This window comes from Kribbella sp. NPDC003505 (assembly GCF_040610875.1).
Classification (GTDB): Bacteria; Actinomycetota; Actinomycetes; order Propionibacteriales; family Kribbellaceae; genus Kribbella.
Window position 1 is genome coordinate 129201 of sequence record NZ_JBEXNA010000018.1, and the last position, 23473, is coordinate 152673.

General features: G+C 69.5%; 28 protein-coding genes and 1 tRNA gene. 16 read left to right on the plus strand and 13 right to left on the minus strand.

The window, feature by feature from the left end; translation table 11 throughout:
* Positions 1-16 precede the first annotated feature (16 nt).
* Genes ABZX12_RS40530 through ABZX12_RS40540 form a run of 3 tightly spaced genes read right to left on the minus strand, consistent with a single transcriptional unit; the run spans position 17 to position 1339 of the window.
* Entirely contained in the window at positions 17-556 is a 540-nt protein-coding gene (locus ABZX12_RS40530) for a GNAT family N-acetyltransferase (protein ID WP_355700799.1), read from the minus strand.
* A 4-nt stretch (positions 557-560) separates the two neighbouring features.
* Positions 561-1202, minus strand: coding sequence for an alpha/beta hydrolase (locus ABZX12_RS40535; protein WP_355700800.1), 642 nt, complete (start codon positions 1200-1202; stop codon positions 561-563).
* Positions 1199-1339 (minus strand): hypothetical protein, encoded by a 141-nt coding sequence (locus ABZX12_RS40540; RefSeq protein ID WP_355700801.1) that lies wholly within the window; start codon positions 1337-1339, stop codon positions 1199-1201. Before ABZX12_RS40540 ends, ABZX12_RS40535 begins: the two co-directional genes overlap by 4 nt.
* Before the next feature lie 248 nt (positions 1340-1587).
* Between ABZX12_RS40540 and ABZX12_RS40545 the strand changes: the two genes are divergently transcribed.
* The 6 genes from ABZX12_RS40545 (at position 1588) to ABZX12_RS40570 (ending at position 6356) form a co-directional block, all read left to right on the plus strand.
* Positions 1588-2199, plus strand: a complete 612-nt coding sequence (locus tag ABZX12_RS40545) for a hypothetical protein (protein WP_355700802.1) — start codon at positions 1588-1590, stop codon at positions 2197-2199.
* 142 nt (positions 2200-2341) lie between these two features.
* Positions 2342-3652 carry an alpha/beta hydrolase gene (locus tag ABZX12_RS40550; RefSeq protein ID WP_355700803.1) on the plus strand — a complete coding sequence of 437 codons (1311 nt, stop codon included), beginning with the start codon at positions 2342-2344 and terminating at the stop codon, positions 3650-3652.
* A 92-nt stretch (positions 3653-3744) separates the two neighbouring features.
* Positions 3745-4263 carry a SigE family RNA polymerase sigma factor gene (locus ABZX12_RS40555; RefSeq protein ID WP_355700804.1) on the plus strand — a complete coding sequence of 173 codons (519 nt, stop codon included), beginning with the start codon at positions 3745-3747 and terminating at the stop codon, positions 4261-4263.
* Positions 4260-4865, plus strand: a complete 606-nt coding sequence (locus ABZX12_RS40560; RefSeq protein WP_355700805.1) for an META domain-containing protein — start codon at positions 4260-4262, stop codon at positions 4863-4865. Before ABZX12_RS40555 ends, ABZX12_RS40560 begins: the two co-directional genes overlap by 4 nt.
* 93 nt (positions 4866-4958) lie before the next feature.
* On the plus strand, positions 4959-6248 hold the full coding sequence (locus ABZX12_RS40565) for a hypothetical protein (protein ID WP_355700806.1): 1290 nt from the start codon (positions 4959-4961) through the stop codon (positions 6246-6248).
* A gap of 35 nt (positions 6249-6283) precedes the next feature.
* Positions 6284-6356: transfer RNA gene (locus ABZX12_RS40570), tRNA-Arg, on the plus strand.
* A 74-nt stretch (positions 6357-6430) separates the two neighbouring features.
* Here ABZX12_RS40570 and ABZX12_RS40575 read toward each other — a convergent pair.
* The 3 genes from ABZX12_RS40575 to ABZX12_RS40585 form a co-directional block, all read right to left on the minus strand.
* Positions 6431-9325, minus strand: a complete 2895-nt coding sequence (locus tag ABZX12_RS40575) for a sulfatase-like hydrolase/transferase (RefSeq protein WP_355700807.1) — start codon at positions 9323-9325, stop codon at positions 6431-6433.
* A gap of 196 nt (positions 9326-9521) precedes the next feature.
* Positions 9522-9908, minus strand: coding sequence for a hypothetical protein (locus ABZX12_RS40580; RefSeq protein WP_355700808.1), 387 nt, complete (start codon positions 9906-9908; stop codon positions 9522-9524).
* A 46-nt stretch (positions 9909-9954) separates the two neighbouring features.
* Positions 9955-10500 carry an AAA family ATPase gene (locus ABZX12_RS40585; protein ID WP_355700809.1) on the minus strand — a complete coding sequence of 182 codons (546 nt, stop codon included), beginning with the start codon at positions 10498-10500 and terminating at the stop codon, positions 9955-9957.
* 133 nt (positions 10501-10633) lie between these two features.
* Between ABZX12_RS40585 and ABZX12_RS40590 the strand changes: the two genes are divergently transcribed.
* Positions 10634-11932, plus strand: a complete 1299-nt coding sequence (locus tag ABZX12_RS40590; protein ID WP_355700810.1) for a S8 family serine peptidase — start codon at positions 10634-10636, stop codon at positions 11930-11932.
* 43 nt (positions 11933-11975) lie between these two features.
* Here ABZX12_RS40590 and ABZX12_RS40595 read toward each other — a convergent pair whose 3' ends face one another.
* Positions 11976-12647, minus strand: a complete 672-nt coding sequence (locus tag ABZX12_RS40595) for a TetR/AcrR family transcriptional regulator (RefSeq protein WP_355700811.1) — start codon at positions 12645-12647, stop codon at positions 11976-11978.
* Between the two features lie 117 nt (positions 12648-12764).
* On the opposite strand from ABZX12_RS40595, the gene ABZX12_RS40600 reads away from it, so the two are divergent.
* Positions 12765-13679 (plus strand): NAD-dependent epimerase/dehydratase family protein, encoded by a 915-nt coding sequence (locus ABZX12_RS40600; protein WP_355700812.1) that lies wholly within the window; start codon positions 12765-12767, stop codon positions 13677-13679.
* Here ABZX12_RS40600 and ABZX12_RS40605 read toward each other — a convergent pair.
* Positions 13676-14218 (minus strand): GNAT family N-acetyltransferase, encoded by a 543-nt coding sequence (locus tag ABZX12_RS40605; protein WP_355700827.1) that lies wholly within the window; start codon positions 14216-14218, stop codon positions 13676-13678. The genes ABZX12_RS40600 and ABZX12_RS40605 overlap by 4 nt on opposite strands.
* Before the next feature lie 138 nt (positions 14219-14356).
* Between ABZX12_RS40605 and ABZX12_RS40610 the strand changes: the two genes are divergently transcribed.
* The 3 genes from ABZX12_RS40610 (at position 14357) to ABZX12_RS40620 (ending at position 16554) form a co-directional block, all read left to right on the plus strand.
* Complete coding sequence (locus ABZX12_RS40610) at positions 14357-15076, plus strand: DUF2993 domain-containing protein (RefSeq protein ID WP_355700813.1); 720 nt, start codon at positions 14357-14359, stop codon at positions 15074-15076.
* Positions 15077-15151: 75 nt separating this feature from the next.
* A complete protein-coding gene (locus ABZX12_RS40615; RefSeq protein WP_355700814.1) occupies positions 15152-15871 on the plus strand; it encodes a PadR family transcriptional regulator in 720 nt (239 codons plus the stop codon).
* Complete coding sequence (locus ABZX12_RS40620) at positions 15868-16554, plus strand: DUF1707 domain-containing protein (protein ID WP_355700815.1); 687 nt, start codon at positions 15868-15870, stop codon at positions 16552-16554. The genes ABZX12_RS40615 and ABZX12_RS40620 overlap by 4 nt, the downstream gene beginning before the upstream one ends.
* A gap of 12 nt (positions 16555-16566) precedes the next feature.
* On the opposite strand, the gene ABZX12_RS40625 is transcribed toward ABZX12_RS40620, so the two are convergent.
* Positions 16567-16950: a VOC family protein gene (locus ABZX12_RS40625; RefSeq protein ID WP_355700816.1), complete on the minus strand. Its 384-nt coding sequence runs from the start codon at positions 16948-16950 to the stop codon at positions 16567-16569.
* A 38-nt stretch (positions 16951-16988) separates the two neighbouring features.
* Here ABZX12_RS40625 and ABZX12_RS40630 point away from each other — a divergent pair, with 38 nt between their 5' ends.
* Complete coding sequence (locus tag ABZX12_RS40630) at positions 16989-17168, plus strand: hypothetical protein (RefSeq protein ID WP_355700817.1); 180 nt, start codon at positions 16989-16991, stop codon at positions 17166-17168.
* A 13-nt stretch (positions 17169-17181) separates the two neighbouring features.
* A complete protein-coding gene (locus ABZX12_RS40635) occupies positions 17182-18003 on the plus strand; it encodes a PhzF family phenazine biosynthesis isomerase (RefSeq protein ID WP_355700818.1) in 822 nt (273 codons plus the stop codon).
* Here the strand turns inward: ABZX12_RS40635 and ABZX12_RS40640 are convergent.
* A complete protein-coding gene (locus ABZX12_RS40640; protein ID WP_355700819.1) occupies positions 17987-19036 on the minus strand; it encodes a lipoate--protein ligase family protein in 1050 nt (349 codons plus the stop codon). The two genes, ABZX12_RS40635 and ABZX12_RS40640, sit on opposite strands and share 17 nt — an antisense overlap.
* Positions 19037-19092: 56 nt before the next feature.
* On the opposite strand from ABZX12_RS40640, the gene ABZX12_RS40645 reads away from it, so the two are divergent.
* Positions 19093-19725, plus strand: coding sequence for a hemerythrin domain-containing protein (locus tag ABZX12_RS40645; RefSeq protein ID WP_355700820.1), 633 nt, complete (start codon positions 19093-19095; stop codon positions 19723-19725).
* A 9-nt stretch (positions 19726-19734) separates the two neighbouring features.
* Here the strand turns inward: ABZX12_RS40645 and ABZX12_RS40650 are convergent, their stop codons facing one another.
* Together ABZX12_RS40650 and ABZX12_RS40655 are read right to left on the minus strand one after the other, a co-directional pair.
* Positions 19735-20316, minus strand: a complete 582-nt coding sequence (locus tag ABZX12_RS40650; protein WP_355700821.1) for an adenylate kinase — start codon at positions 20314-20316, stop codon at positions 19735-19737.
* Positions 20317-20440: 124 nt separating this feature from the next.
* Positions 20441-20818 carry a YciI family protein gene (locus ABZX12_RS40655; RefSeq protein ID WP_355700822.1) on the minus strand — a complete coding sequence of 126 codons (378 nt, stop codon included), beginning with the start codon at positions 20816-20818 and terminating at the stop codon, positions 20441-20443.
* A gap of 160 nt (positions 20819-20978) precedes the next feature.
* On the opposite strand from ABZX12_RS40655, the gene ABZX12_RS40660 reads away from it, so the two are divergent.
* Positions 20979-21728, plus strand: coding sequence for an NAD(P)H-binding protein (locus ABZX12_RS40660; protein WP_355700823.1), 750 nt, complete (start codon positions 20979-20981; stop codon positions 21726-21728).
* Here ABZX12_RS40660 and ABZX12_RS40665 read toward each other — a convergent pair.
* A complete protein-coding gene (locus ABZX12_RS40665) occupies positions 21692-22570 on the minus strand; it encodes a DUF3800 domain-containing protein (protein WP_355700824.1) in 879 nt (292 codons plus the stop codon). The genes ABZX12_RS40660 and ABZX12_RS40665 overlap by 37 nt on opposite strands.
* Before the next feature lie 233 nt (positions 22571-22803).
* Here ABZX12_RS40665 and ABZX12_RS40670 point away from each other — a divergent pair, with 233 nt between their 5' ends.
* On the plus strand, positions 22804-23346 hold the full coding sequence (locus tag ABZX12_RS40670; RefSeq protein WP_355700825.1) for a dihydrofolate reductase family protein: 543 nt from the start codon (positions 22804-22806) through the stop codon (positions 23344-23346).
* Positions 23347-23473 lie beyond the last annotated feature (127 nt).

Below are 23473 nucleotides of genomic sequence, written 5' to 3' on the forward strand. Positions count from 1 at the left end.
AGGTGGACGCAATCCCTCAGCCCCTGAGCTCGCCGACGTCCACCTGCTCACCGGCACCGGTCAGACCGCCGGGCTCACCGGCGTAACGCATCCAGCGGTACGGCACCGGCTGACCGTCGTTCCACTCCTGCATCAACGCGGCGGGGACGTCGACGAAGCCGCTGCCGTGGTAAGCCCGGATCGCCGCGGCGTTCTCCGGGCGGACCCGCAGGAACACCTCCGAGTAGCCGGCATCCAGAGCCGGCCCGAGCAACGCCCGCACGAGTTTCCCGCCGACCCCACGACCCCGGACCTCCGGATCGACGATGATCCGGGCGAGTTCGACCTCGTCCTCTTCGTCGTCCAGCCAGACCTCGCCGTACCCGACCGGTCGCTCGCCGTCGAACAGCAGATAGGAGTGGATGTCGGAGTCGACCGTCCACCAACTCGCCAGCAGCTCGTCGGGGAACGGGTAGACCACCCGCCCGGACAGCAACGCCACTTCCTTCTCGTCCAGCGCCCAGCCCGCGACCTGGACGCCGTACCCGTCGTCGAACCCCCGAAGCTCCACGCTCATCCCCTCAGTTGACGAACTCCACGATCGTTCGCAGCAGCTGATCCAGGTACGGCGGGCCGTTCCGGTCACGGAACGCGGGCGTCGGCGGTTCCGGACACCCGGCCAGCTCACGACTCCCCCGGATCGACCGCAACAACGCGTCGACCGTCTTCCGCTGATGCGACGGATTCTCCGGCACCGACGGCAGGACCGCCACCCGAATACGCTCCAGCGACGCCAATTCGTCGTCCGCCAAGCCCCGCAGGACGCCGCCCGCGAGCAGCTCGTCCGCGGCGGCCGGCGGACACCCCCGACTCACCATCCCGGCCCGGGCACGCTCGTTCGCGGCGGCGTCGTCACCCGTCGCGGGCCAGGCCAGCAGGAGGCGATCGACCAGCTCCGGAAACCTCAGCGCCAGCAGGACCGCGACGGTACACCCATTGGAGGCTCCAACGATTCTCACCGGACCGGAACGTTTAGCCAGCTGTTCACCGAGGGCCTCGACCTCGGCATCCCATCGGCTCGCGTATCGGGGCCGGTCAAGGGCTAGTACCTCGGTGTCCAGGGCGGCGCGCAGTCCTTCGGTGATGCCCGTCGTACCCCAGAACGCGTCTGCGTCCATGGCTTCCCAGAGGCCGCCGTGGACGAGGAGCACCGCCGCGGTCATCCGTGGTGCGGGGGGACCTCGTTCAGGATGCGATCGTCGTCGTCACTGCCGAAGTCGTTGTCACCCCAGGTCCGCGGGTCGTCGTCGCGCGTCTGGTCCGGCAGCAGCGGCTCGTCGTCTTCGTACGGGCTCGTCATGCCTCCAGATTACCGAGTCGGCGCGACGGTCCGGGATCGAGTTCGCCGCCAGCACATCCGCCTACGGATCGTCGGCGGCCGCACGGAGCGGCGGTTGCGGCCAGTGCCCGGACGTTACAGCTGCGCCTCGGTTGGGGCTCGATCCGGCGACGTGACCGGATAGACGCGCCGCCGTGATGTTCCGGCACGCGCGACGTGACCCCGTTCCACCATGATGGTGGACCTTGCCAACCCGGAAGGACCGAGTCGTGAGTGCACAACGGACACGGGGCCTGATCGGTGCGACGCTCGTCGTGGCTGTGCTCGGAGTTGCCGCCGCCTGCGGCACCGAGGACGCCTCGTCCCCGCCCGCCGCCCAGCCCACCCCATCGCCGACCCCGTCGCCCACACCCTCCGCCAGCCCGACAGCAAGCCCGAGCGGTACGCCGAGCATGGATTGCCCGGACACCATCGCGGCCGTCCGGGCCGCCACCGACAAAGCGGTGTGGGGCCAGGGTGCGGCCGCCTCGAAGTTCAATCCCGTCAGCGTGGCGATCTGCCAGTACGAACCACAGGCGACCGGGCAGGACTACGCGACGGTCACCACCAAGCGGATGGGCAAGCAGGCCACGGAACTGCTCGCCTTGATCGACGCCGCGAAACCCGTCGCGAAGAAGCCGGCCGTGTGCACCAAGGAGCTCGGCCCCACCTACGTCCTGCGGTTCACCGACAACGACCGCGGTGTGCTGTCGTTCACCGCCGAGGCGTTCGGGTGCCGCCGCCTCGTGGCGACCTCCCTGGAAGGCCAGGGCAAGCCTGGCGCCCTGCCGGCGCCGCGCCAGGTGACCGCCGAGCTGACCAAGTCACTCGGCCTGCGCTGACCTCGCGCGCGGACGCGCACCCCGAAGCCGTCCGACGTGGGGTCAATCCGCGCCTGCCTTGCGGGTCCCCTTCGAGGTCGACCCGCGAGGCAGGTTGCGGCGGTCGCCGCTGTGCAGCACCCTCTGCCTGAGGGAGGGGTGCATGCGAACGATCCGGCTGCTGTGCGCACTCGCCCTGGCCTGCACGGCCTGCTCGGCTCGGGCACCGGCACCGGGGGACAGCCCCTGCACGCAAGGTTTCACCTGTACGACGCTGCACGTCCCGCTCGACCGGCAACGCCCTGACGGGCCGTCACTCGACCTGTCCGTGATCGCCGCCGACAACGTCGACGCGCCACGTGGCGCTCTCCTGCTCCTGACCGGTGGTCCCGGCCAGCCCGGCGTGCCGCTGCTCCGCAACCTGCAACGCAACGTGCACCCGGACGTGCTGCGCGAGTACCGACTCGTCATGCTCGACCAACGGGGCACCGGGTCCAACGGCATCAACTGCCCTGCACTCCAAAAGACTGTCGGTGGCTCGGACTTCCTCACCCCGCCGGCCGAGGCCGTCGACGAGTGCGCCCAGCGCATCGGACCTGGCCTCGGGTACTACGGCACGCCGGACACCGTCGAGGACATCGAACAGCTGCGCCAGTCCCTCAAGGTCGACCGGCTGACGCTGGACGGCACGTCGTACGGCAGCTTCACCGCGGCGCAGTACGGACTCAAGTACCCCGACCACGTCCAGGCGCTCGTGCTGGACTCCGTCGTACCGCACAAGGGCTTCGACCCGCTGGGTGTGGATCTCATGGCAGCGTCCGGTGAGGTCCTCAAGGCAACATGCCGCCAGGACGTCGCGTGCACGACCGATCCGGTCGAGGACCTGGCCTGGCTGGTACAGAACGGTGTGAGTGGCACCGACCTGATGGAGACGCTGTCGGTCGCCAGCCTCAATTCGGTCAACCCGTCCCTCAAAGGCATCCCCGCGATCCTGCACGCGGCCCGCAACGGCGACGACGCCGGTCTGAAGCAGCTCTTCTACAAGACGACCAGCAAGGGCCTGACGTACGACACGCTGTCCGCGGGCCTCCACATGGCAACCCTCTGCTCGGACCTCCGGTTCCCCTGGTCCGGCAAGCCCGATCGCAAGGCCGCCCTCGACGACGCAGTACGCCGCTTGGACCCGAAGAAGCTGTACCCGTACGACGTGGCGACCGCACGCAACCAGCTGATGATCCAGGGCTGCCTGCGCTGGCCGGCCGGCCGGGTGTCGACGTACCCGCCCGGGCAGGAGCTCCTGCCGCGCACCCTGATCCTGCATGGGACCAATGACCTGTTCTGCCCACTGGACTGGGCCAGATGGGAAGAGGCGCACGCCCGCGACGCCAAGCTGGTCGTCGTGCCAGGCAGCGGCCACAGCGTGCAGCGCGATCCGCGCGGGCAGGAGGAGGTCCGGGAGTTCCTGCTGCACTAGTGATCGAACTGTGTACGAACGGTTGCATCAGCTGGGCGACTCGATGCGTCTAATAGACGTGAGGAGTTGTACGCCCAGCCAGGGAGTGGCGAGTGGAGTTCGAGGAGTACGTGTCCGCCCGTGGACAGGAACTGGTTCGGCTCGGGTTCACGGTCTCCGGCGACTACCAGCGGGCGGAAGATCTGGCGCAGATCGCGCTGATGCAGGCGTTCCGTTCCTGGCGGAAGGTGCGCACCGCGCACGACCCGCACCACTACGTCCGGCGGATCCTCGTGAACGAGTACCTCTCGATGACGCGGCGGCGCTCGTTCAGCGAGGCGCCGACGGCCGACCTCGAACCGCACCGCACCGTGCCGGACCACGCGACACACGTCGTCAACTCCGACGACCTGTGGCGCGCGCTGGCGACCCTGTCCGCCCGGGAACGGGTCGTGCTCGTCCTGCGCTACTACCAGGACCTGGACGACCAGACGATCGCCGACATGCTCGGCATCAAACCGTCCTCGGTGCGCGCGACCGCCAGCCGGGCGCTCGCCTCGCTCCGCAGAGCCAGAGACTCCACCCGAGACTCCACCAGAGACTCCGACCGTGTTGATGAGAGGTTGTCGTGAGCAACACCGATCTCGAGGATGACCTGCGCGGGACCTTCGAACGGGCCGCGGCCTCGGTGCCGCAGGCCGACGGGCTGACCGAGCGCGCCACCGCCGGCGCCCGCCGCGCCCAGCGGCGTACCTGGATGGTTTCCGGCGCTGCCGCTGCCGCCGTGGCGGCGATCGCCGTCGCCGGATTCGGGCTCGCCGGCTCACAGAACAAGCCGACGCAGCCGCCGGTGGCGACCGGCGAGGCGACCGCTCCGGCGAGGGCGACAGCGCAGGCGCTGTCCGCCCAGGCCGTGGCCGGCAAGTGGCGGGCCACGGCGATGCTCGGCACCCGGACTCTCAAGTCCTCCCGGCCCGAGGACCCGGTGCTGGTGTTCAAGGCCGACGGGACCTGGACGGGCTCCGACGGCTGCAACGGGCTGCAGGGGACGTACACCATCGGTCAGCGGGGCTCGTTCACGGCGACGGTCGGTCCGCAGCACCTGGTCGGCTGCGAGAACGTGCCGCACACCGGCGTACTGCACGCCGCGAAGCGGATCGCGGTCAGCGGCGACACGCTGCAGTTCTTCGACGCCGACGGGCGTCAACTTGCCAGCTACGCTCGCGCACGGTAGTCAAATCTGTTCGCGGACGGTGATCAGGGCTTGACGGAACGGAGTTCCTGACCGGACCATCTAGTGGTTTGGTCCACCGATCTGGGGAGCTTTGTGCGACTCTCTGTCACCGTCCCGCTCGTCACACTCGGCTCCGCTTCACTCTTCGCAGTCGCCCTCACCGTGCCCTCCTCGAGCGCGGTGACGGGGGCCGTGGCGTGCTCCCACGCCCAACCGAGCACCAGCTCGACCGAGGCGAAACGGCTCGCGCAACCGACGTCCGCGTCCGACGCGCGACCGCTCGGCGAGTCCCTCGGTGACGGCATCTCCGCGGCGGTCCGATCGCTCGAGCCGCTGGATGCGACCGGCCGGCCGACGTCCGGCCTGCCCTACGGGCTGAGCCAGGGCGTGATCGGCGTGGTCGGCTCGGCGACGAGCGGCTACAAGGTCGTCGTCGACTCCGCGAAGCTCGACGCGAAGAAGTACCAGTCCGCCATGGCGCGCAACGTGCCGGCGGCGGGCAAACCGCTGGTCAAGGTCGAAGCCAGCTGCCGCTCCGCGCAGTCGATCGCCGACGCCTGGAACGCGGTCGGCGAGCGCGCGTGGTCCACCGACGCGTCGCGGACGACGTACTCCGCAGACCTCGACCCGGTCAGTGAGAACGTCGTCGTCGAGTACGACCAGGCGACCATCTCTCCCGCGTCGCTGGCCGGGCTTCACAAGCTCAGCGGCGTACAACTGGTGGCGGGGTCGCTCGCCCGGACGTCGCGGCTGAGCGACACCCCGAAGGGCGGTCACTGGGGTGGGGCCCGGATCACCTCGTCGCTGAAGAACTGCAGCGCGGGCTTCTCCGTTGTACGGCGCTCCAACGGGCAGCGCGGGTCGGTTACCGCAGGCCACTGCGGCGCACCCGGCACGGTCTGGAAGTCAGGCCCCAACTACTACGGCACCACCACGGTCCGCACGAACTACCCGGACTACGACCAGGCCCTGGTCACCGGCAGCGCGTACGGCGCGAAGATCTGGACGGACGGCCCCGGCGACACCGTCAACACCCGCACCGTCACCGGAGGCGGCGACCCTGGCGTCGGCACGGTGGTCTGCCAGTCCGGCAGCTTCAGTACGTCGCTGTGCAACCTCACGGTCCGCTCGACGTCGGCGAAGTACTGCGATGCCGACGGCTGTACGACGTACGTCATCCGCGCCACCCGCGGCGGTCTGGTCGCGATCATCGGCGGCGACTCCGGCGGCCCGGTCTACTCACGCCGCGGCACCAGCTCCGCCACCGTCCGGGGCATCACCTTCGCCGGCGCCGGCTGCGCCGCCTCCCGCTGCACCACCCTCTACGCCGAACGCTACAAGTCCATCACCGGCCACCTCGGCGTCACCGCCCTGACCGGCTGACCCGTCCCCCAACTCCGCTAAGCTGTCCCGCGTGCGCCCCCGTAGCTCAGGGGATAGAGCGTCGGTTTCCTAAACCGTGCGTCGCAGGTTCGAATCCTGCCGGGGGCACCTCAGAAACGCGGGCAGTGGATGTTCGCGTGGAAGCTACGTCGGTAGGCGGCGGTGCCGGCTCGTTGCGTCTCCTAGCCATGGACTCCCTGTGCGACGGCGACGTGGGTGAGGTGCCTGTGCAGTTCGTTCTCGTTGTCGGATGTCGGGGCCGGCTTGAGGTCGAACACCACTTTGTTCACCGTTCCGGTGAATGCGTACGGGGCTTTGTCCTCGTAGGCGAGGTCGACGACCCCGCCGTTGTCGCGGCCCACATCCATGCCGGCGTACGTCGTGAAGGCGAGTGCGATCGAGTTGGGCATCGTGCCCTCGCCGATCTGCCTGTCGTTCGCCCACAGCGTCACCGTGCCCCCTGAGCCCGGCCTGAACTCATCGGTCTCGAACAGCATCTTGACCGTCACGTCGCCGGTCGGGATCGGCTCGGTCGACGTCTGCTTGTAGGTGTCGATGCCCAGGAACTGGTAGGTGTGGTTGAGCAGGCCGCGCTCGTCGACCCAGAGCGCGAAACCGCCGATGAAGTCGGCGAACGCGACGATCACGCCTTCGGCCCCGCCGTCGGGGACGTGCACATCGCCCTCGATGGCGTACGAGCGGCCGTAGATGCGCGGGATCATCGTCGTCTGCACGTTCTGGACGGTGCCGCCGAAGGTGAAGCGCGTGACGGTCGGCAACGGCGGAGGGTTGCCCATCAGGATCGCGAACGCGCCGAGCAGTGGCAGGACGTTGTTCCGCTCCGCTTCCTGCCAGAACAGCTCCTTGAGCTCCTCGACCTTGTCCGGGTGCTGCGCGGCGATGTTCTTCGCCTGCGAGAAGTCGTCCGGCAGGTAGTACAGCTCCCAGACGTCCTTGCCGGGGTCGTACTTCCCGGGGCCGAAGCCTGCGAGTGTCTCGGCCCGCCAGTCCCACGGCAGCTTGTCGAGCTTCGAGCCTGCCCACCAACCGTCCTTGTAGATGGCGTGGCTGCCGAGCATTTCGAAGTACTGCACGGTGTGACGTTCCTCGGCTCCGGCGTCGTCGAGGGTGTAGGCGAAGCTGGTTCCGTCCATCGGCTCCTGCTCGATGCCGTCGACGTGGGTGGGCTCGGGGAGCCCGACGAGCTCGAGCACCGTCGGAACGACGTCGATGCAATGCGTGAACTGGGCCCGCAGATCGCCGTTCGCCTTGATCCGCTTCGGCCAGGCGACGACCATCGGGTTCCGGGTCCCGCCCAGGTGGCTCGCCATCTGCTTTCCCCACTGGAACGGCGCGTTGCTGGCGTGCGCCCACGCGGCCGCGTAGTGCGGCGCGGTGTGAAAGCCGCCGATCTCCTCGATCCCGCCCCACTTCTCGATGATCTCGAGTTGCTCGTCGGCTTCGAGGACGACGCCGTTGAAGAACGTGGTCTCGTTGAACGAGCCGGTGAGGGTGCCCTCCAGACTCGCCCCGTTGTCACCCCAGATGTAGAAGATCAGTGTGTTCTCGAGGTCGTCCAGCTGTTCGACTGCGTCGAGCAGGCGCCCGACGTTCCAGTCGGCGTTCTCCTGGAATCCGGCGATCACCTCCATCTGGCGCGCATACAGTTTCTTCTGCGCATCCGAGAGCGAGTCCCACGCGGGGAAGAGCTCAGGCCGCTCCGACAGCTCTGTGTTCTCCGGGACGACCCCGAGCTTCTTCTGACGCTCGAGCGTCTCCTCGCGGTAGACGTCCCAGCCCTGATCGAACTTCCCCTTGTAGCGATCTGCCCATTTCTTCGCGACATGGTGTGGCGCGTGGGCGCAGCCGGTCGAGTAGTACATCATCCAGGGCTTCTCGGCGTCGGCGGCCCGTACCGCCTGCAGCCACTCGATCGCCTTGTCGGTGAAGTCGTCGGGGAAGTAGTAGGGCTCACCGTCCTTGCCCTCCGGCACGCCGATCGTCGTGTTGTCGAGGGTGATGAGCGGGTCGTACTGCCCGGCGGCGCCGGTCAGGAAGCCGTACCAATGGTCGAAGCCCCAACCCAGCGGCCAGTGGTCCTTCGGTCCCGCTTCGCCCATCTGGCTCCCCGGAGTCAGGTGCCACTTGCCGAACCCGGCGGTCGTGTAGCCGTTCTCACGGAGGATCCGCGGAAGCGCCGTACAACTACGTGGCCGTACGCCGGTGTAGCCGGGGTACGGACCGGGCAGCTCCGCGACCGTACCCATACCGACGCGATGGTGGTTGCGTCCGGTCAGGAGCGCCGCGCGGGTCGGGGAGCACACAGCGGTCACGTGGAAGCGGTTGTAGCGCAGGCCCATCTGTCCGACGCGGGTCAGGTTTGGTGTCGAGACCGCGCCGCCGAAGGTATCGGCCGCGCCGAAGCCGGCATCGTCGATCAGGACGATCAGGACGTTCGGGGCGTCCTGGGGTGCCCTCGGTCCCGGGATGATCGACCAGTCACCCACCGACTTCTCCATCGTGCGCCCCATCGTCCCGCCGAAGTTCCGGTCCGGGATCGGGAGCCTCGTCCGGTCGGGGACGAACTTGCCCATCGCCTCGGCGAGGCCGTCCTTCAGGGCCCGGACACCTTGTTTGCCGGTCTGCACGATCGACTTGGCGAGCGCGTTCGGGAGCAGTTGCTCGATCGCGAGGCGCTGTGAGTCATCGAAGACGGCGATGATGCCGCCGGTGCCGGGCGGGAGGTTCTCGCCGATCTTGTCGTGCATCTGCGTCTCGGTGCGTTTGTCGACGAACCTGCCGACAAGCCCGCCCGCGACGGCGCCGACCGCCGTCGTCGCGAGCAGCGGTGGCGCCGCGAGGCCGACGAGAACGCCTACCGCACCGCCCCACTCGACACCCTTGCGCCCACGGTGGTCGGCCGTCTGCTGGACGTTGACGGTGCCGTCCTCCGCGCGCGTGACGAGGATCGCGGCATCGAGCGCCACGTGCTTGCCGGCCACCGCCCGGGCCAGGTCGTCGAACTCCGACGCCGCGGCCTCGAGGTCGCTGTAGCCACCGACGAACACATCCGTCATCTCAACCATCGTGTCCCCCTCGTTCACGCCTGCCCGTCGGCGCCTCGTCGTCACGCATCGACGAGAAGGCCTCGAGTCCGCAACGGACCGCCGTTGCAGCGCCATCGTGTGGCGCGACACGGAAAACCGCCATCACCCCCCTCGGATGATCTGAGCGGGCGCGGCCGTGTCCGCCCGGGCGAGGCCGGGGTCGGGTCTAGGTCACCCAGGCTTGCAGCGACTCACTGAGTGCGACCGCGACGGGGAGTCGCCGCAGTACGTCCGCGTCGGCGTCGACGCCGTGTCGGCGGAGGATGCCGGCCAGGTACGCCCAGTGGGCGGCCGCCATCTGGTCGTGCGTCGTGCCGTCGCTGGGCTCGTCGGGCCCGACGACCGTCAGGGCGTCGTTCTCGATGTCCGTTGCGGACAGCCTGTCCCGGAGATCCGCGGGACCCGAGCAACTCCACCCGCGATCGTCGAGCAGGACCACGGTGCGGCCGTCCGTCAGCACTGCCTCGAGCCGGGCCGACACCGACAGGCGCGAAGCATCCGTGGCTTGCTCCTCCAGGTCCACGTGAGTGACCAATCGGGCCACAGCAGTCATGGTGCCCCCGATCCTGAAGTTGGTTGCCTCGAGCCACAGAGTACAACTAGGCCTTCAGGTAGGCGTCGATCTCCGGTACCAGGTCGGCCAGGGGGCGGTGCATGTCCAGTGCGAGGTATTCGGTCGCCGGACGTTCGATCCGGGTCATCCATTCGCGGAACAGAGCTTCGCCGTCCACCGGATCGCCTGCAACGTCCTTCGGTAAGTCGTTGAGGGTCGGGCGGTGGCTTCTCAACCGCGGGCGTCGGCGCAGTCGCTCGTCGACGACCTGCAGATCGGTGACCTGGCACTCGATGTACTTGTACGTCGCGCCCTGGGCAGCGGCGATCGACATACCCTCGGTGACGATGCGGGGCCAGAAGCAAGGGCTGTCCATGACCACGTGATGACCCTGCGTGAGCAGATGCCGTGCCAGCCCGTACATGGTCTCGTAGGCCGCCTTCGTGCTGGCGGCGAGATCGAAGCCGGCGTCGAGGATGGCGCTCTTGATGACGTCGTAGTCGACGGCGACCGCTCCGTGGGCTGCCACGACGTGGGCGGCGACCGTGGACTTCCCGGAACCCGGGACGCCGGACATCTGCAGAAGAAACATAATGACGAACCACCCTAGCAACGGCGGAACCTGGTACCCATCGCCGAGTCGTTGCGCAGTCCCCGGAGCCGACCGATCATGAGGCATCGATCGGGCGGTGTGTCGTCACCGCCTTGGGGGAAGGGGATTCGGAATGAGAAAGCTTGTGCTGCTCGTGGGGGCTGTGCTCGCGCTGATGCTGGGGTTGATCACTCCAGCGGCGGCCGCCACCCCGGGCGCCTTGACGCCGGCACAGGCGTCAGCGAACTGCGCTGCCTTCTTCGGCGTCGCGCAGGGTCCCGAGCCGTTGTCGGCCTGTCAGTGGGACATGCGGCGGATCGGGGTCGGTGCGGCGTCGTACGCCAACGCCACGGGTGCCGGCGTCGATGTCGGGGTGATCGACGGTGGCGTCGATCTGACCCATCCCGACCTGACCGGGCATCTGGACGTAGCCCGGTCCTGCTCGTTCATCTTCTCGACCACGCCGACGGCCGATCCGCAGGAGATCGCGAACGGCAACTGCGCCAACAAGGCGGCGGTACAGGACCTGCAAGGCCACGGCACCCATGTGGCCACCACGATCGCCGGGCGGCTCAACGGTGTCGGCATCGCCGGGGTGGCCCCCAACGCGACGATCGTCGCGATCAAGGCCTGCACGATCGCGGGCTACTGCTTCGCCGACTCGGTGGCCGCCGCGCTCCGGTACGCCGGTGATCAGCGCCTCGACGTCGTCAACCTGAGCCTGTTCGCCGACCCGTGGCTGTACTTCTGCGGTAACGACGCCGAGCAGCGGGCCCTTCTGCAGGACCTGCAGAGCGCTGCCCGGTACGCGCAGCAGCGTGGCGTCGTGATCGTGGCCGCGGCCGGTAACGAGGCGCAGGACCTTGGGCACCCGACGACCGACACCATCAGCCCGGACTGGCCGCCGGACGCGGCAGTCGAGCGCATCGTGCACAACAACTGCCGGGTCGCCCCGGCTGAACTCCCCGGTGTCGTTGCGGTGTCGGCGTCCGGCGTGAGCACGCTTGCCAGCTACTCCAACACCGGCGGTCCGACCGTCGACGTCACCGCACCTGGTGGCGACGCGGCCCAGACCCCGGGTACGACGTACGGCCGGATCCTCGCCGGCTGGTCGAGCACCGACGGGACCGGCCAGTGGGAGGCACTGGCCGCTGCTGGACGTGGTGTCGAGGACGCGAACGGCGCCCGCTGGGTCTGGATCAGTGGGACGTCCATGGCATCGCCGCATGTAGCGGGCGTGGCAGCCCTGATCCGGCAGCTCCACCCGAACTGGAGCCCGGGTGCCGTGGCGGCGGAGCTTCGCCGTACGGCGACACCTACCGCCTGCCCGGCCAACTGGCCGGCCGATGACGTCCGTCAGTGCACCGGCGGACCGTCCAGCACCACCTTCTACGGCGCCGGCATGGTGAACGCTCTGGCGGCCACTTCCTGACGTCGACCCATCCAGTGGGGCGGGACACGGTCCCGCCCCACTGTCAGGTCGGGAGCCCGGCCAGGTCGGCCATCAGGTGCATGTGGTGGTCGAAGTAGTCCGAGCGGGCTTCGATCATGCTGTCGAGACGACCGAAGACCTCGAAGTTGAGGACGCCGTACAAGTGCGTCCAGGCGACCAGCACGCGGTCGAGCTGATCCTCCGGCATGGTGCTACCGCGGCCCGCGATGAGGCGATGCAGATCATCGTGCAGCGCCGAGGGCAGGTCAGCCGACGGCGGAGCGGCGTCGGCGACGATCGCGGCCAGCAGCAGGATCACCTTGGTCGCCGGCTCGACGGTGTCCTCCGGTGCCGCGTACCCGGGCACGGGGCTGCCGTAGATCAGGCCGTACTCGGCCGGATGCGCGAGTGCCCAGTCACGGACGCCGCGGCACACGGCGAGCCACCGCCCGCGGAGGTCGTCGCGCGGTACGGCGGACTCGGCGGCGCCCGCGGCATCGGCGAGGTCGTCGTAGGCGTCGATGATCAGCGCGGTGAGGAGCGCATCGCGGCTCGGAAAGTACCGATAGAGCGCCGAGGCGACGATGTCGAGGTCGCGGGCCACCGCGCGCAACGACAGGTCGGCGCCGTCGGTCGCGAGGTGCCGCCGGGCAACGGCCTTGATCTCCTGACTCATCTCCGATCGGACGCGGGCGCGGAGCGACGATGCTGACATGACCCCAGTCTGGCACAGACCGAGAACGCTGATGCGTATCGAGAACACTGTTCTTGACAAGACCATCGCAGTGCAGTGAACTGTTCCGAGAACAGTGTTCTCGAACGGAGGGGTCCCATGTCTCTGCAGATCGTCGTCGGCGCCGGGCCGGTCGGGACGGCCACCGCGCGCCGGCTCGCCGAGCGGGGCGACCAGGTCCGTGTCATCACCCGCTCCGGCAGCGGCCCGGACGGCGTCGAGCGGATCGCGGCGGACGCGACCGACGCCGAAACGCTGAAGCGGTACGCCGAGGGCGCGGCGACGATCTACTCGTGCGCGGGCCCGCCGTACCACCGCTGGCCGACCGACTGGCCGCCTCTCGGCGCAGCACTCGTCAAGGCGGCCGAGGCCACCGGGGCTGTGCTCGTCACAACCGGAAATCTCTACGGGTACGGCGCGGTGGACAAACCCATGACCGAGGACATGCCGCTGCGGCCCAACTCGATCAAGGGTCAGGTACGGGTCAAGCTGTGGAACGACGCGCTGGAGGCACATCGCGCCGGGCGGATCCGGACCGCCGAGGTGCGCGGCTCGGACTATCTCGGCGCCGGCGCGGTGACGTCGTTCAGCGTGATGGTGCTGCCCAAGGTGATCGCCGGCAAGCGCGCCTCCGCACCGGCCGACCTGGACGCGCCGCACACCTGGACGTACGTCGGCGACGTCGCGCGCGCCTTGATCGCGGTGGGCGACGACGAGAGCGCGTGGGGTCGCGCGTGGCATGTACCGAGCGCGGAGCCGGTGACGGTCCGCGCCCTCGCCGCCCGCGCGGCCGAGTTGGCCGGCGCACCGCCCGCCCGGGTCGCCGCGATGCCTCTGATCGCGTTGCGCCTGGCCGGTCTGTTCAACCCGACGGCGCACGCGCTGGTCGAGACGCAGTACCAGTGGCGGCGCCCCTTCGTCCTCGACGCGACCGCCGCGACTGTTGCCTTTGGCATCAAGCCCACGCCGGTCGACGACGCGCTCCGCGAATCCATCGAGGCACTGCGACGCTAACGCGTCGCTGGCCGGCGTTCGATGCGGAACAACACGTTCGGGCGCAACGGCCCTTCGGGCTCGGTGGGGTTGTCGAAGTCGTCGGCAGGGTCCCGGGTCATACCGATGCGGCGCATCACCGCCTGCGAACGGAGGTTGGTAGCCGTTGTGACGGCAAGGATCTCGGGAAGTTCGAGCGTCTCGAAGCCGTAGTCCAGCACTTTCAGCGCGGCCTCGGTCGCGTAGCCGTGACCCCAGGCCGACCGGGCGAGCCTCCAGCCGATCTCCACTCCGGTGAACGGCATGCCGTCATCCACCCGGTCGAGGCCCGCGAAACCGATGAACTCGCCCGTGGCCTGCACCTCGACGGCCCACCAGCCGTAGCCTCGCTGGTCGAACTCGGCCTGGAACGCTGCCACCGAGGCATCGCTCTGTTCGCGGGTCAGCAGGTCGCCCAGGTGCTCACGGACCTCGGGATCGGCATTCATCGCCGCCCATGGTTCGAGGTCGGAGTCTCGCCATCGACGCAGGACGAGTCGATCGGTACGCAGTTCAGCCATGCCGTCCAGCCAACGCGAGCCGTGCCCGTCGAGGCAATCGTTTTTCCTGGAACGGCGCCGGCACGAACCGGGTGCGGCCGGCCGGAGTCTCACCACCGGGGTTCTAGGCTGTGCGCGTCGACCGGGAGAAGGGCAGTGATGAGTTCCAGGAGACCAAGCCGGTGGTTCCGCCGGCTCGTCGTCACGCTGGTGGTGCTGGCGGTCTTGGCGATCGTCGTCGATCGCGCCGCCGCGTACGTGGCGGAGAACCAGCTCGCGTCGATGGCCGAGCAGGAGGCCAAGCAGTACGACGTACGCTCGGCCGGCACGTCGGTGAAGATCGGCGGCTTCGGGTTCCTGCCGCAGCTGGCGAAGGAGGACTTCTCCAAGGTCACGCTGACGATGGAGAAGCCGACGTTCTCCGGCGTCCCTGGTGAGGACCTGAAGGTCGAGCTGCAGAACGTGCACGTCCCGCGGTCGCTGCTCACACAGCAGTCCGGTGCGGTGACTGTCGACGCGACCGACCTGCGACTGCAGTTGTCGCCGCGCGAGTTGGGCCGGCTCGCAGTCAAGAGCACCGGTCTCGAAGGCCTCACGATGACGGTCGTCGACGGCAGGCTGCACGTGAAGGCGGCGGTCCGCAGCTTCACCGTCGACGTGCCGATCACGCCGGAGGTGAAGGACGGCCGCGTCGCGTTGACGCTCGGGAAGCTCGCCGACTCGATCCCGGCGCCCGTGCAGGACGCGATCCGCAGCCAGCTCGCCGGCGGCATCACGGTGCCTGAGCTGCCGTTCGGCGCGCAGCTCACCGGGATCAGCGTCGTCGACAATTCCGTGGTGCTGACCGCGGTCGTGAAGGACCTCAAGTTCAACGCCTGAGTCCCTTGGGTCGCGATGGTTCGCGATATATCGTCGAACTATCGCAATCACTTTCGTGAGGGACGGGTGGTCCAGATGACCGGATCGGCGTACGCCGCGGGCTGGCCGTGGCAGGAGTTCGTGCGGCAGTTCGAGCGACAGTTCGAGCGACAGTGCGGAAGCTTCGACGACATCAAGCAGGAGTTGCGCGCGGCGATGAGCGGTCACCGCGGGCACCAGGGGCACCGGGGGCATCAGCAGAACTTCGGGCCGCCGTGGGGGATGTTCGGCGGCGGGCAGATGTTCGGGCCGCCGTGGGGACCGCCGCCGCGCTGGCGTGGACCGAAGGCGCGCCGCGGCGATGTCCGGGCGGCGATTCTCGCCGTGCTCGCCGAGCAGCCGATGAACGGCTACGGGATCATCCAGGAGATCGCCGAGCGCAGCGGCGGCGTGTGGAAGCCCAGCCCGGGCTCGATCTACCCGACGCTGCAGCAGCTCGAGGACGAGGGTCTGGTGACCGCAGACGCGGAGGTCGGGCGGCGGACGTTCCGGCTGACCGACGAGGGCCGCACGTACGTCGCCGAGCACCAGGACGAGGTGTCCGCGCCGTGGGAGGCGATGAGCGCTCCGTCGGGTGACGACGAGAACGGGTTCAAGCCGCTGTTCGGGCAGGTCGCGACGGCGATGTGGCAGATCCTGGCGAGCGGTACACCGGAGCAGCAGGCGAGGGCCCGCGAGGCGGTCGCCGATCTGCGCCGGAAGCTGTACGGCATCCTCGCCGAGGAGGACGACGGCACCGAGCAGGACCGTTCATGAGCTCCGCCGATCGGGACCGTCCCCGGCGAGGCGGTCCCGGCAGCCGGCAACGCCGGCGCGGCCAAGGCTGGGACGGACAGGTCTGGAACGGGCAGGGCTGGAACGGGCAGGGCTGGTTCGGTGAGCCGGGCGGTCGTCCGCAGCAACACGGCTGGGGCGGCGACTGGCACGGCCGCGGTTGGAGCGGCGAGTGGCGAGCCGCCGCCTGGAACACCGAACGCCCCGACGCCGCCTCGGATGATGCCGGCCGCGACACACGCTGGGACGACGCCGGCCGCAACGACGCGCCCCCGGAGCAGCCGCGAAGCGGCCGGAAGCGGGTGCGCATCGGCGACGCCGAGCGGGACCGCGCCGTCTCGATGCTGAGCGAGCACTTCGTGGCTGGCCGGTTGACCCAGGCCGAGTTCGAGGAGCGGAGCGAGGTGGTGACGCGGGCACGGTACGCCGACGATCTCGAGCCGTTGTTCGACGACCTGCCGGCGTCGACGGAACTGCAGGTCGCGCCGGCCCCGGCCGCCCTCCGCCGTCGTCCCGGTCCGCCGCCGCCGTTCCTGATGCTGGCGCCGTTCCTGATGATCGGCCTGGTGGTCACGTCGGTTGCGCTTACCGCGCCCTGGCTTCTGTGGGGCATGTTCTGGATCATCCTGATCAGCGGTATGTCCCGCAGGCGTCACTACCGCTGACCTATCGCTGACCTAGAGCCGCCCCCGGGTCCGCGGGATCTCCTCTGCGAACTCCACGACGAACCCGTCCGGGTCGGCGACGTGGACCGTCCGGTGTCCCCACGGACGGTCCGCCGGCCCGCTCAGCACCGGTACGCCGGCCGCCCGCAGCCGTTCGGCGTACGCGTCGACGTCGTCCACCGGCACCACCACTTCCCCGCCCGCTCCCGGCGTCACCGCCCGCCCGGTCAACCACTCCGCCCGCCGGCGCTCGTACAACGCGAAACGCAGCCCGCCGGCGTCGAACTCGGCGTACCCCGCATCCGTGAACTTGTACGCCAACCCCACCACGTCGCGGTAGAACCGCACGGACACGTCCAGGTCCTCGACGTACAAGATGACGTACCCGATCTCCATACCGGCCATTGTCGGCGCCAGGCCGTATCTTCGCCCGCATGTACAGCGGAGCGTTGATGGGGTGGTACGCCGGCTTCCATGACGAGCACGAGATCTTCGTGGTCTTCCCGGAGCGGATCTTCCGGTACCGGCGCGGTGACGACGCGGCACGCGAGCAGGCGAAGGAGTTCGGGCGGACGCTGGCGATCCCCGAGCCGCAGCTGGACCGGACGCGGTGATTGGATGACCCGTATGGCGACCGTTCTCCGCTACGCGGCTTTCACGTCCGATCCGGCCGGGGGCAATCCGGCCGGTGTGGTGCTCGACGCGAGTGGGCTCGACGACGCTGCGATGCAGGCGATCGCGGCCGAGGTCGGGTACTCCGAGACCGCGTTCCTCACCGGCAAGGGCGACCCCCGCCCGGTGCGGTACTTCTCCCCCAAGGCCGAGGTTCCGTTCTGCGGTCACGCGACCGTCGCGACCGCCGTCGCGCTGGCGGAGCGGACCGGCCCCGGCGAGATCGTGTTCGCGACGCAGGCCGGTGAAGTCCCGGTGACGGTCGACGGCAACCTGCGCGCCACACTCACCAGCGTCGAGCCGTACGTCGAGTCGGCCGGCGAGCTCGGCGACGTGCTCGACATCCTGCGCTGGTCACCCGGCGATCTCGACCCCGCCCTGCCGCCGCGAATCGCGTACGCCGGGGCGCGGCATCTCGTGCTCAGTACGGCGACCAGGCAACGACTGGCCGACCTGGACTACGACTTCGACCGCCTGCTCGCGTACATGCTGGACCGCGACCTGACCACGCTGCAGCTCGTCTGGCGGGAATCGCCGGCCGTCTTCCACGTGCGCGACCCGTTCCCGGTGGGCGGTGTGGTCGAGGACCCGGCGACCGGCGCCGCCGCGGCCGCGTTCGGCGCCTACCTGCGGGAGCTCGGCGAGGCACGGCCCACGATCACCCTGCACCAGGGCGCGGACCTCGGGCGGCCGAGCCGCATCACGGTCGAGCTCCGCCCGGACGACAACCGCGTGCGGGTGAGCGGCAACGCCGTACCGATCACGGCACCCGCGTGAGCCACTCCTCGGTGCCGAACTTGGCGCCGACCCGCTCCTCGGCCTGCGCGACGGTGCCGGCCGAGATCACGCCGTCCGCCAGCCCGTAGCGGTTCCGGAAGGTGCCGACCATCCGCGAGATCACGTCTGCGCGGTCGAGACCGGTCTGGCTGCGCAGCGGGTCGACCCGCTTGTTCGCGCTGGTGGTGCCCTTGTCGGACAGCTTCTCGCGGCCGATCCGCAGGACCTCGAGCATCTTGCCGGCGTCCATGTCGTAGGCCATCGTCACGTGGTGCAGCACCGCGCCGCCGGCGAACCGTTTCTGCGCGGCACCGGCGATCTTGCCCGCCGGCGAGGTGATGTCGTTGATCGGCTGGTACGTCGCCGCGATGCCGAGATCGTTGAGCGCGCCAATGACCCAGTCGTCGAGGAACGCGTACGACTCGACGAACGACAGGCCGGACACGAGCGACTCCGGCACGTACAGCGAGTACGTGATCGTGTTGCCCGGCTCCACGAACATCGCGCCGCCGCCGCTGATCCGCCGGACGACGGTGACCTCGTGGCGGGCCGCGCCGCCCAGGTCGACCTCGTTGCGCAGCGACTGGAAGCTGCCGATGATGACCGCGTTCGACGCCCATTCCCAGACCCGCAACGTCGGCGGCCGCTGCCCCGACCCGACCTCTTCGGTCAGCACCTCGTCGAGCGCCATCTGCAGCGCCGGATCCCGCGGTACGTCGTGCACGAACTCCCACGCGTGGTCGCGCCAGCCGGTCGCGCCGGTCACCGCCCGCCGGACCGCGACCGCGACGGCCTCGGGCGAGAACCCGAGCATCTCGACGCCGTCCCCGAGCGCGCCGCGCACCCGGGCCGCGATCTGGGCCGCGGACGTGTCCACCTGCAGACCGGCCAGCGCCCCGTTGATCCGCTCCAGCGCGTCGTCGGGCTCCAGGAAGAAGTCTCCGGAGATCTGCGCGTTCCGCACGTGATCGTCGACCAGATCCAGGTCCGCGACGACGAGCTTCCCGCCCGGGACCTTGTACTCACCATGCATATTCAGCACCAACTTGCTCTGGTCAACAGTTGTTCCCGGGACGGATACTCCCACCCATGGGGGAGATGAGCATGAACAAGGCGATCCATGCCGCTGTCCGGCGGGATCTGGATCGGTTCCTGGACGCACTGCAACGGTTCCCGGCCGGGGACCGCACGCGGGCCGTGCAGCTGGCCACGGCCTGGCAGAACTTCGACAGTCAGCTGACCCGGCACCACGAGGGCGAGCACGAGATCGCGTGGCCGGCGCTGGAGAAGCTCGGCGTCAATCGGGACCTGCTGACGCAACTGGACGCCGAGCACGACACGATGGCGGCCGCCCTGGCGGCGTCGCGGACCGCGATGGGTAGGTTGCGACGCACGGCGAGCGCGGAGGACGCCGCAGCCGCACACGCAGCGATCCAGGAGCTGCAACGGGTCACCGTCGAGCACCTCGAGCACGAAGAGGCCGAGATCGAACCGGTCTACCTGGCCAACGAGGGCTCGCCCGAGCTGAAGGCGATGGGTCGCGAGTTCGCGAAGGTCGGCCCGGCGCAAGGCGGGACTTTCTTCGCCTGGGCGCTCGACGGAGCCACCCCGGCGGAATCCGCCGCCATCACCGGCACGGTCCCGAAGCCGGTCCTGGCCGTGATCGCCGGCGTCTTCGGCCGCTCCTACCGCAAGACGGTGGCCCCGACCTGGCGCGCCTGACGACGGAGGCTACGCGGCCGGCTTGAGGCGTACGGCGACCTGCCAGACGCGGGCGCGGACCGTGTCGATGTCGGACGACGCGTCGACCTCGTGGTGGATGCCGCGGCCGCCGTAGAAGTGGATCAGCGGAGCGGTCTGCTCGTGGTAGACCTCGAAGCGGCGGCGGATGACGTCCTCGGTGTCGTCCGAGCGGTGCTCGATCTCGGCGCGCCGGAGCAGCCGGGCGACGAGCGCGTCGGGCTCGACCTGCAGCACCAGGGCCGCGTCGAGTGAGCGCCCTTGTCCGGCGAGGATGTCGTCCAGGACGCCGGCCTGCTCGAGCGTGCGCGGATACCCGTCCAGGACGAATCCCGGACGGGCGTCGGCGGCCGCGAGGCGGTCGCGGACCATGGCGTTCGTGACCTCGTCGGGCACGTACTCCCCGGCGTCGAGGTAGCGCTGCGCGGTCCGGCCGAGCTCGGTGCCGTCCTTGATGTTGCGGCGGAACAGGTCACCGGTGGAGATGACCGGCACCCCGAGATGTCCGGCCAGGTGACCCGCGTGCGTCCCCTTGCCCGCGCCCGGCGGTCCCATCAACAAGACAGTCGTCATGGCGCCCCTCCTGACCCCTGGTAAGTCCCCCAGGTTATGGGACCGGCCGCGCCCGCGGTACGGCGTACGTCACTCCAAAATCCCGTCCTACGTCACATCCGCGCGTTACTGTCCGCAAGCGTCGTCAGAACTCCATCTCCGGGCGCAGCTCGATGACATCGCCCGGACCCGCGAACTTGGCCGCCAACTCCTCGGCCCGCGCCCGGGTGGCGCAGTCCAGGACGAAGAAGCCGGCCAGCTGTTCCTTGGACTCGGCGTACGGGCCGTCGGTGTTCACCGGACGCTTGCCCTCCCAGCGATAGGTCCGGGCGGTCGATGGTGCGTCCAACGCCAGACCGGTGACCAGCTCGCCGGACGCGGACAGCTCGGTGAGCATCTCGTCGAACTCCTTGCCCATCGCGGCCCGCTCGTCCGCCGGGATCGCGCGGCCGACCTCGGTGAAGTCGATCGTCGGGTGACCCCACGGCTGCGGGGTGGAGTGGATCAGGACCACGTACTTCATGACAGAACCTCCTGTGTCGGTATCCCGTGCACCCCGGACGTCGGAGGCGCCGGCAGGCCCTCGACATTCTGCCCCGATGTATTCCAGCTCACATTCGGTCACACTCCGCCCACCGGGCTCCGTCAGCGCTGCAGAGACACAACGAGGAACGGAGAAGCTCATGATCCTGGTGACAGGCGGTACCGGAACGATCGGCCGTCGGGTGGTCCCGCTGCTGCAGGCGGCCGGCAGCAAGATCCGCGTCGTCAGCCGGCACGCGGACGACCGCGGCGACGGCGTCGAGTACCAGGCCGTCGACCTCCTGACCGGTGAAGGGCTGGACCGGGCCCTGGACGGCGTGGACATCGTCCTGCATCTGGCCGGCGGCCCGAAGGGCGACGAGATCGGCACCCGGAACCTGGTCGCGGCGGCCGAGCGCGCGAAGGTCGGGCACCTGGTGCACATCTCGGTGACCGCGGTCGACCAGCTGCCGCTCACGTATTTCAGGTCGAAGCTCGGCGCCGAGCAGGCGGTCCGCGGGTCCTCGGTGCCGTGGACCGTGCTGCGGGTCGCCCAGCTGCACGACTTCGCCTGGAACGCCGTACGGACGATGGCGAAACTGCCCGTCCTGCCGGTACCCGGCGGCCTCCGGTTCCAGCCGGTCGACAGCCGGGACGTGGCCGAGCGGCTCGCCGAACTCACGCTCGGTGAGCCGCAGGGCCTCGTCCCCGATCTCGTCGGACCGAAGGTCTACAGCCTGGCGGAGCTGGCCCGCGACTACCTGCGAACCACCAGGAAGCACCGGCTGTCACTGCCGATCCGCGTCCCCGGCAAGGCAGGCAAGGTGTACCGCGCGGGCGGCAACCTCACGCTCACCGGCGCCACCGTCGGCACTCACACCTGGGAGGAGTTCGTGGCGGCACAGGTGTAGGGCTCGAGCAGTTCCGCCAGGTCCGGCGTCCGCCGGCGCGCGATCCCGGCCAGGAAGTCGGCGACCTGGACCCGCGGATCGGATCTGGAGTCGACCTGGACCAACGACCGCAGCGGCCCCCGCTCCGCCCCCGCGGCGAGGAACGCGCCCAGCCTGGCCACCCGGCCCGGTGTCAGCGCACTCTGCTCGTCGTGGACCACGGCAACTTGGCGACCGTCGGCGCTCCAGTACAGCACCGTCTCGGCGAGCGCCGGGACCAGCGGCTCCAACGGCGGCGGAAGCTCCGGGTCCTCGTCGATCAGCCGCTGCATCACCTCCTCGACGCGGGACCGCGTCAGCCCGCCCAACGCCGGGACGTCGGCCGGCATCGTCGCGAAGAACCGGTCGACGGCGGCGTGGTCCATCAGCCGCACCCGTTTGGTCCGGGCCAGGTCCACGAAGGCGGCCAGGAAGCCGGTCCGGTGCCGCAGCGCCGCGACGAGCTCCGAGTGATCCGCGCCGAGGCTGGTGCCGGCGCCGTACGACGGCTCCTCGGTGAACAGCTCGACCACGCGCGCGGCGACGTACGCGGTCTTGTCGATGACGTGGACATGGGCGTGCCCCCGCAAGGTGGTGAGCAGCCACTCGAGGGCGGGCCGCTGCTCGGGCCGCAGCAACTGGTTGGACTTGTACTCCGTCCTGCGGTGCAGCCGGGCTCGCAGGACGTCGATCACGTCGGCGGCCGCGGGGACCGAGAGATCGACACTGGCATGGGTGATGACGGGTGAGGCGGGGTCGAGCAGGTTGGTTCCGGAGAACCCCGACTCGTCACACGCGACCTCGACCCAGGACTGAGAAGTCATGGAAAGACCGGCTCCAAGGCTGATGGACTGCACGCTGAGGGGCCCGTCCACGGGACGGGCTTGATCGGACGCGCCAGGAGTCATCGGGCGCGGTGACGATCAGTGAGCGGCAGCAGCCTTGGCAGACATGCGACCCATCATGGTCCGGGTGCTCGCCGGACACCAGCGAATTCCTGCCGATGAGTTTCACCCGCCTCGTTCGTCTCAACACCACCCGAACGAAAGGAACGACGATGGCGAAGGTTCTGTACTCGGTGACGATGTCGGTGGACGGCTTCATCACCGGCCCGGGCGGCGACATGCAGTGGATGCGCCCGTACCTCGGCCCCAACCCGGAGGTCGACGCCCTGATCCCCCGGATCGGGTCGCTGCTGATCGGGCGCCGGTCGCACGACGGCGACGATCCGCACAAGGGCGAGGCCGGCGAGGGCGAGGCGTTCGGCGGTGGCTGGAGCGGACCGGCGTACGTCGTCACGCACCGGCCGCCGTCCGCGCCGGAGGCTGGCGTCACCTACGTCGACGACTTCGCGAAGGCACTCGCCGAGGCCCGGGAGGCGGCCGGCGACAAGTACGTCAACGTCATCGGCGCGAACATCGCCAAGCAGTGCATCGAGGCCGGTGCGCTGGACGAGGTCCTGCTCCTCTACGCCCCGGTCATGCTCGGCGACGGCACCCGCCTCTTCGACCACCCAGGCGGCCGCACCGTCCGCCTCGAACGCCTCAGCAGCACCGAAACCCCACTCGCCACCAGCCTCTGGTTCAAGGTGCTCAGGTAAGCCGATCACTGCCCTGTTCCGGGGTTGACCCCTGAGACGGCGGCTCCTGGTCGTCCACCTCGCCGCCGTCGCGCCCGCCCTAGGCGCCGAGAGCGGCACCGAGGAGCCCGCGGACGACGCAGCTGTC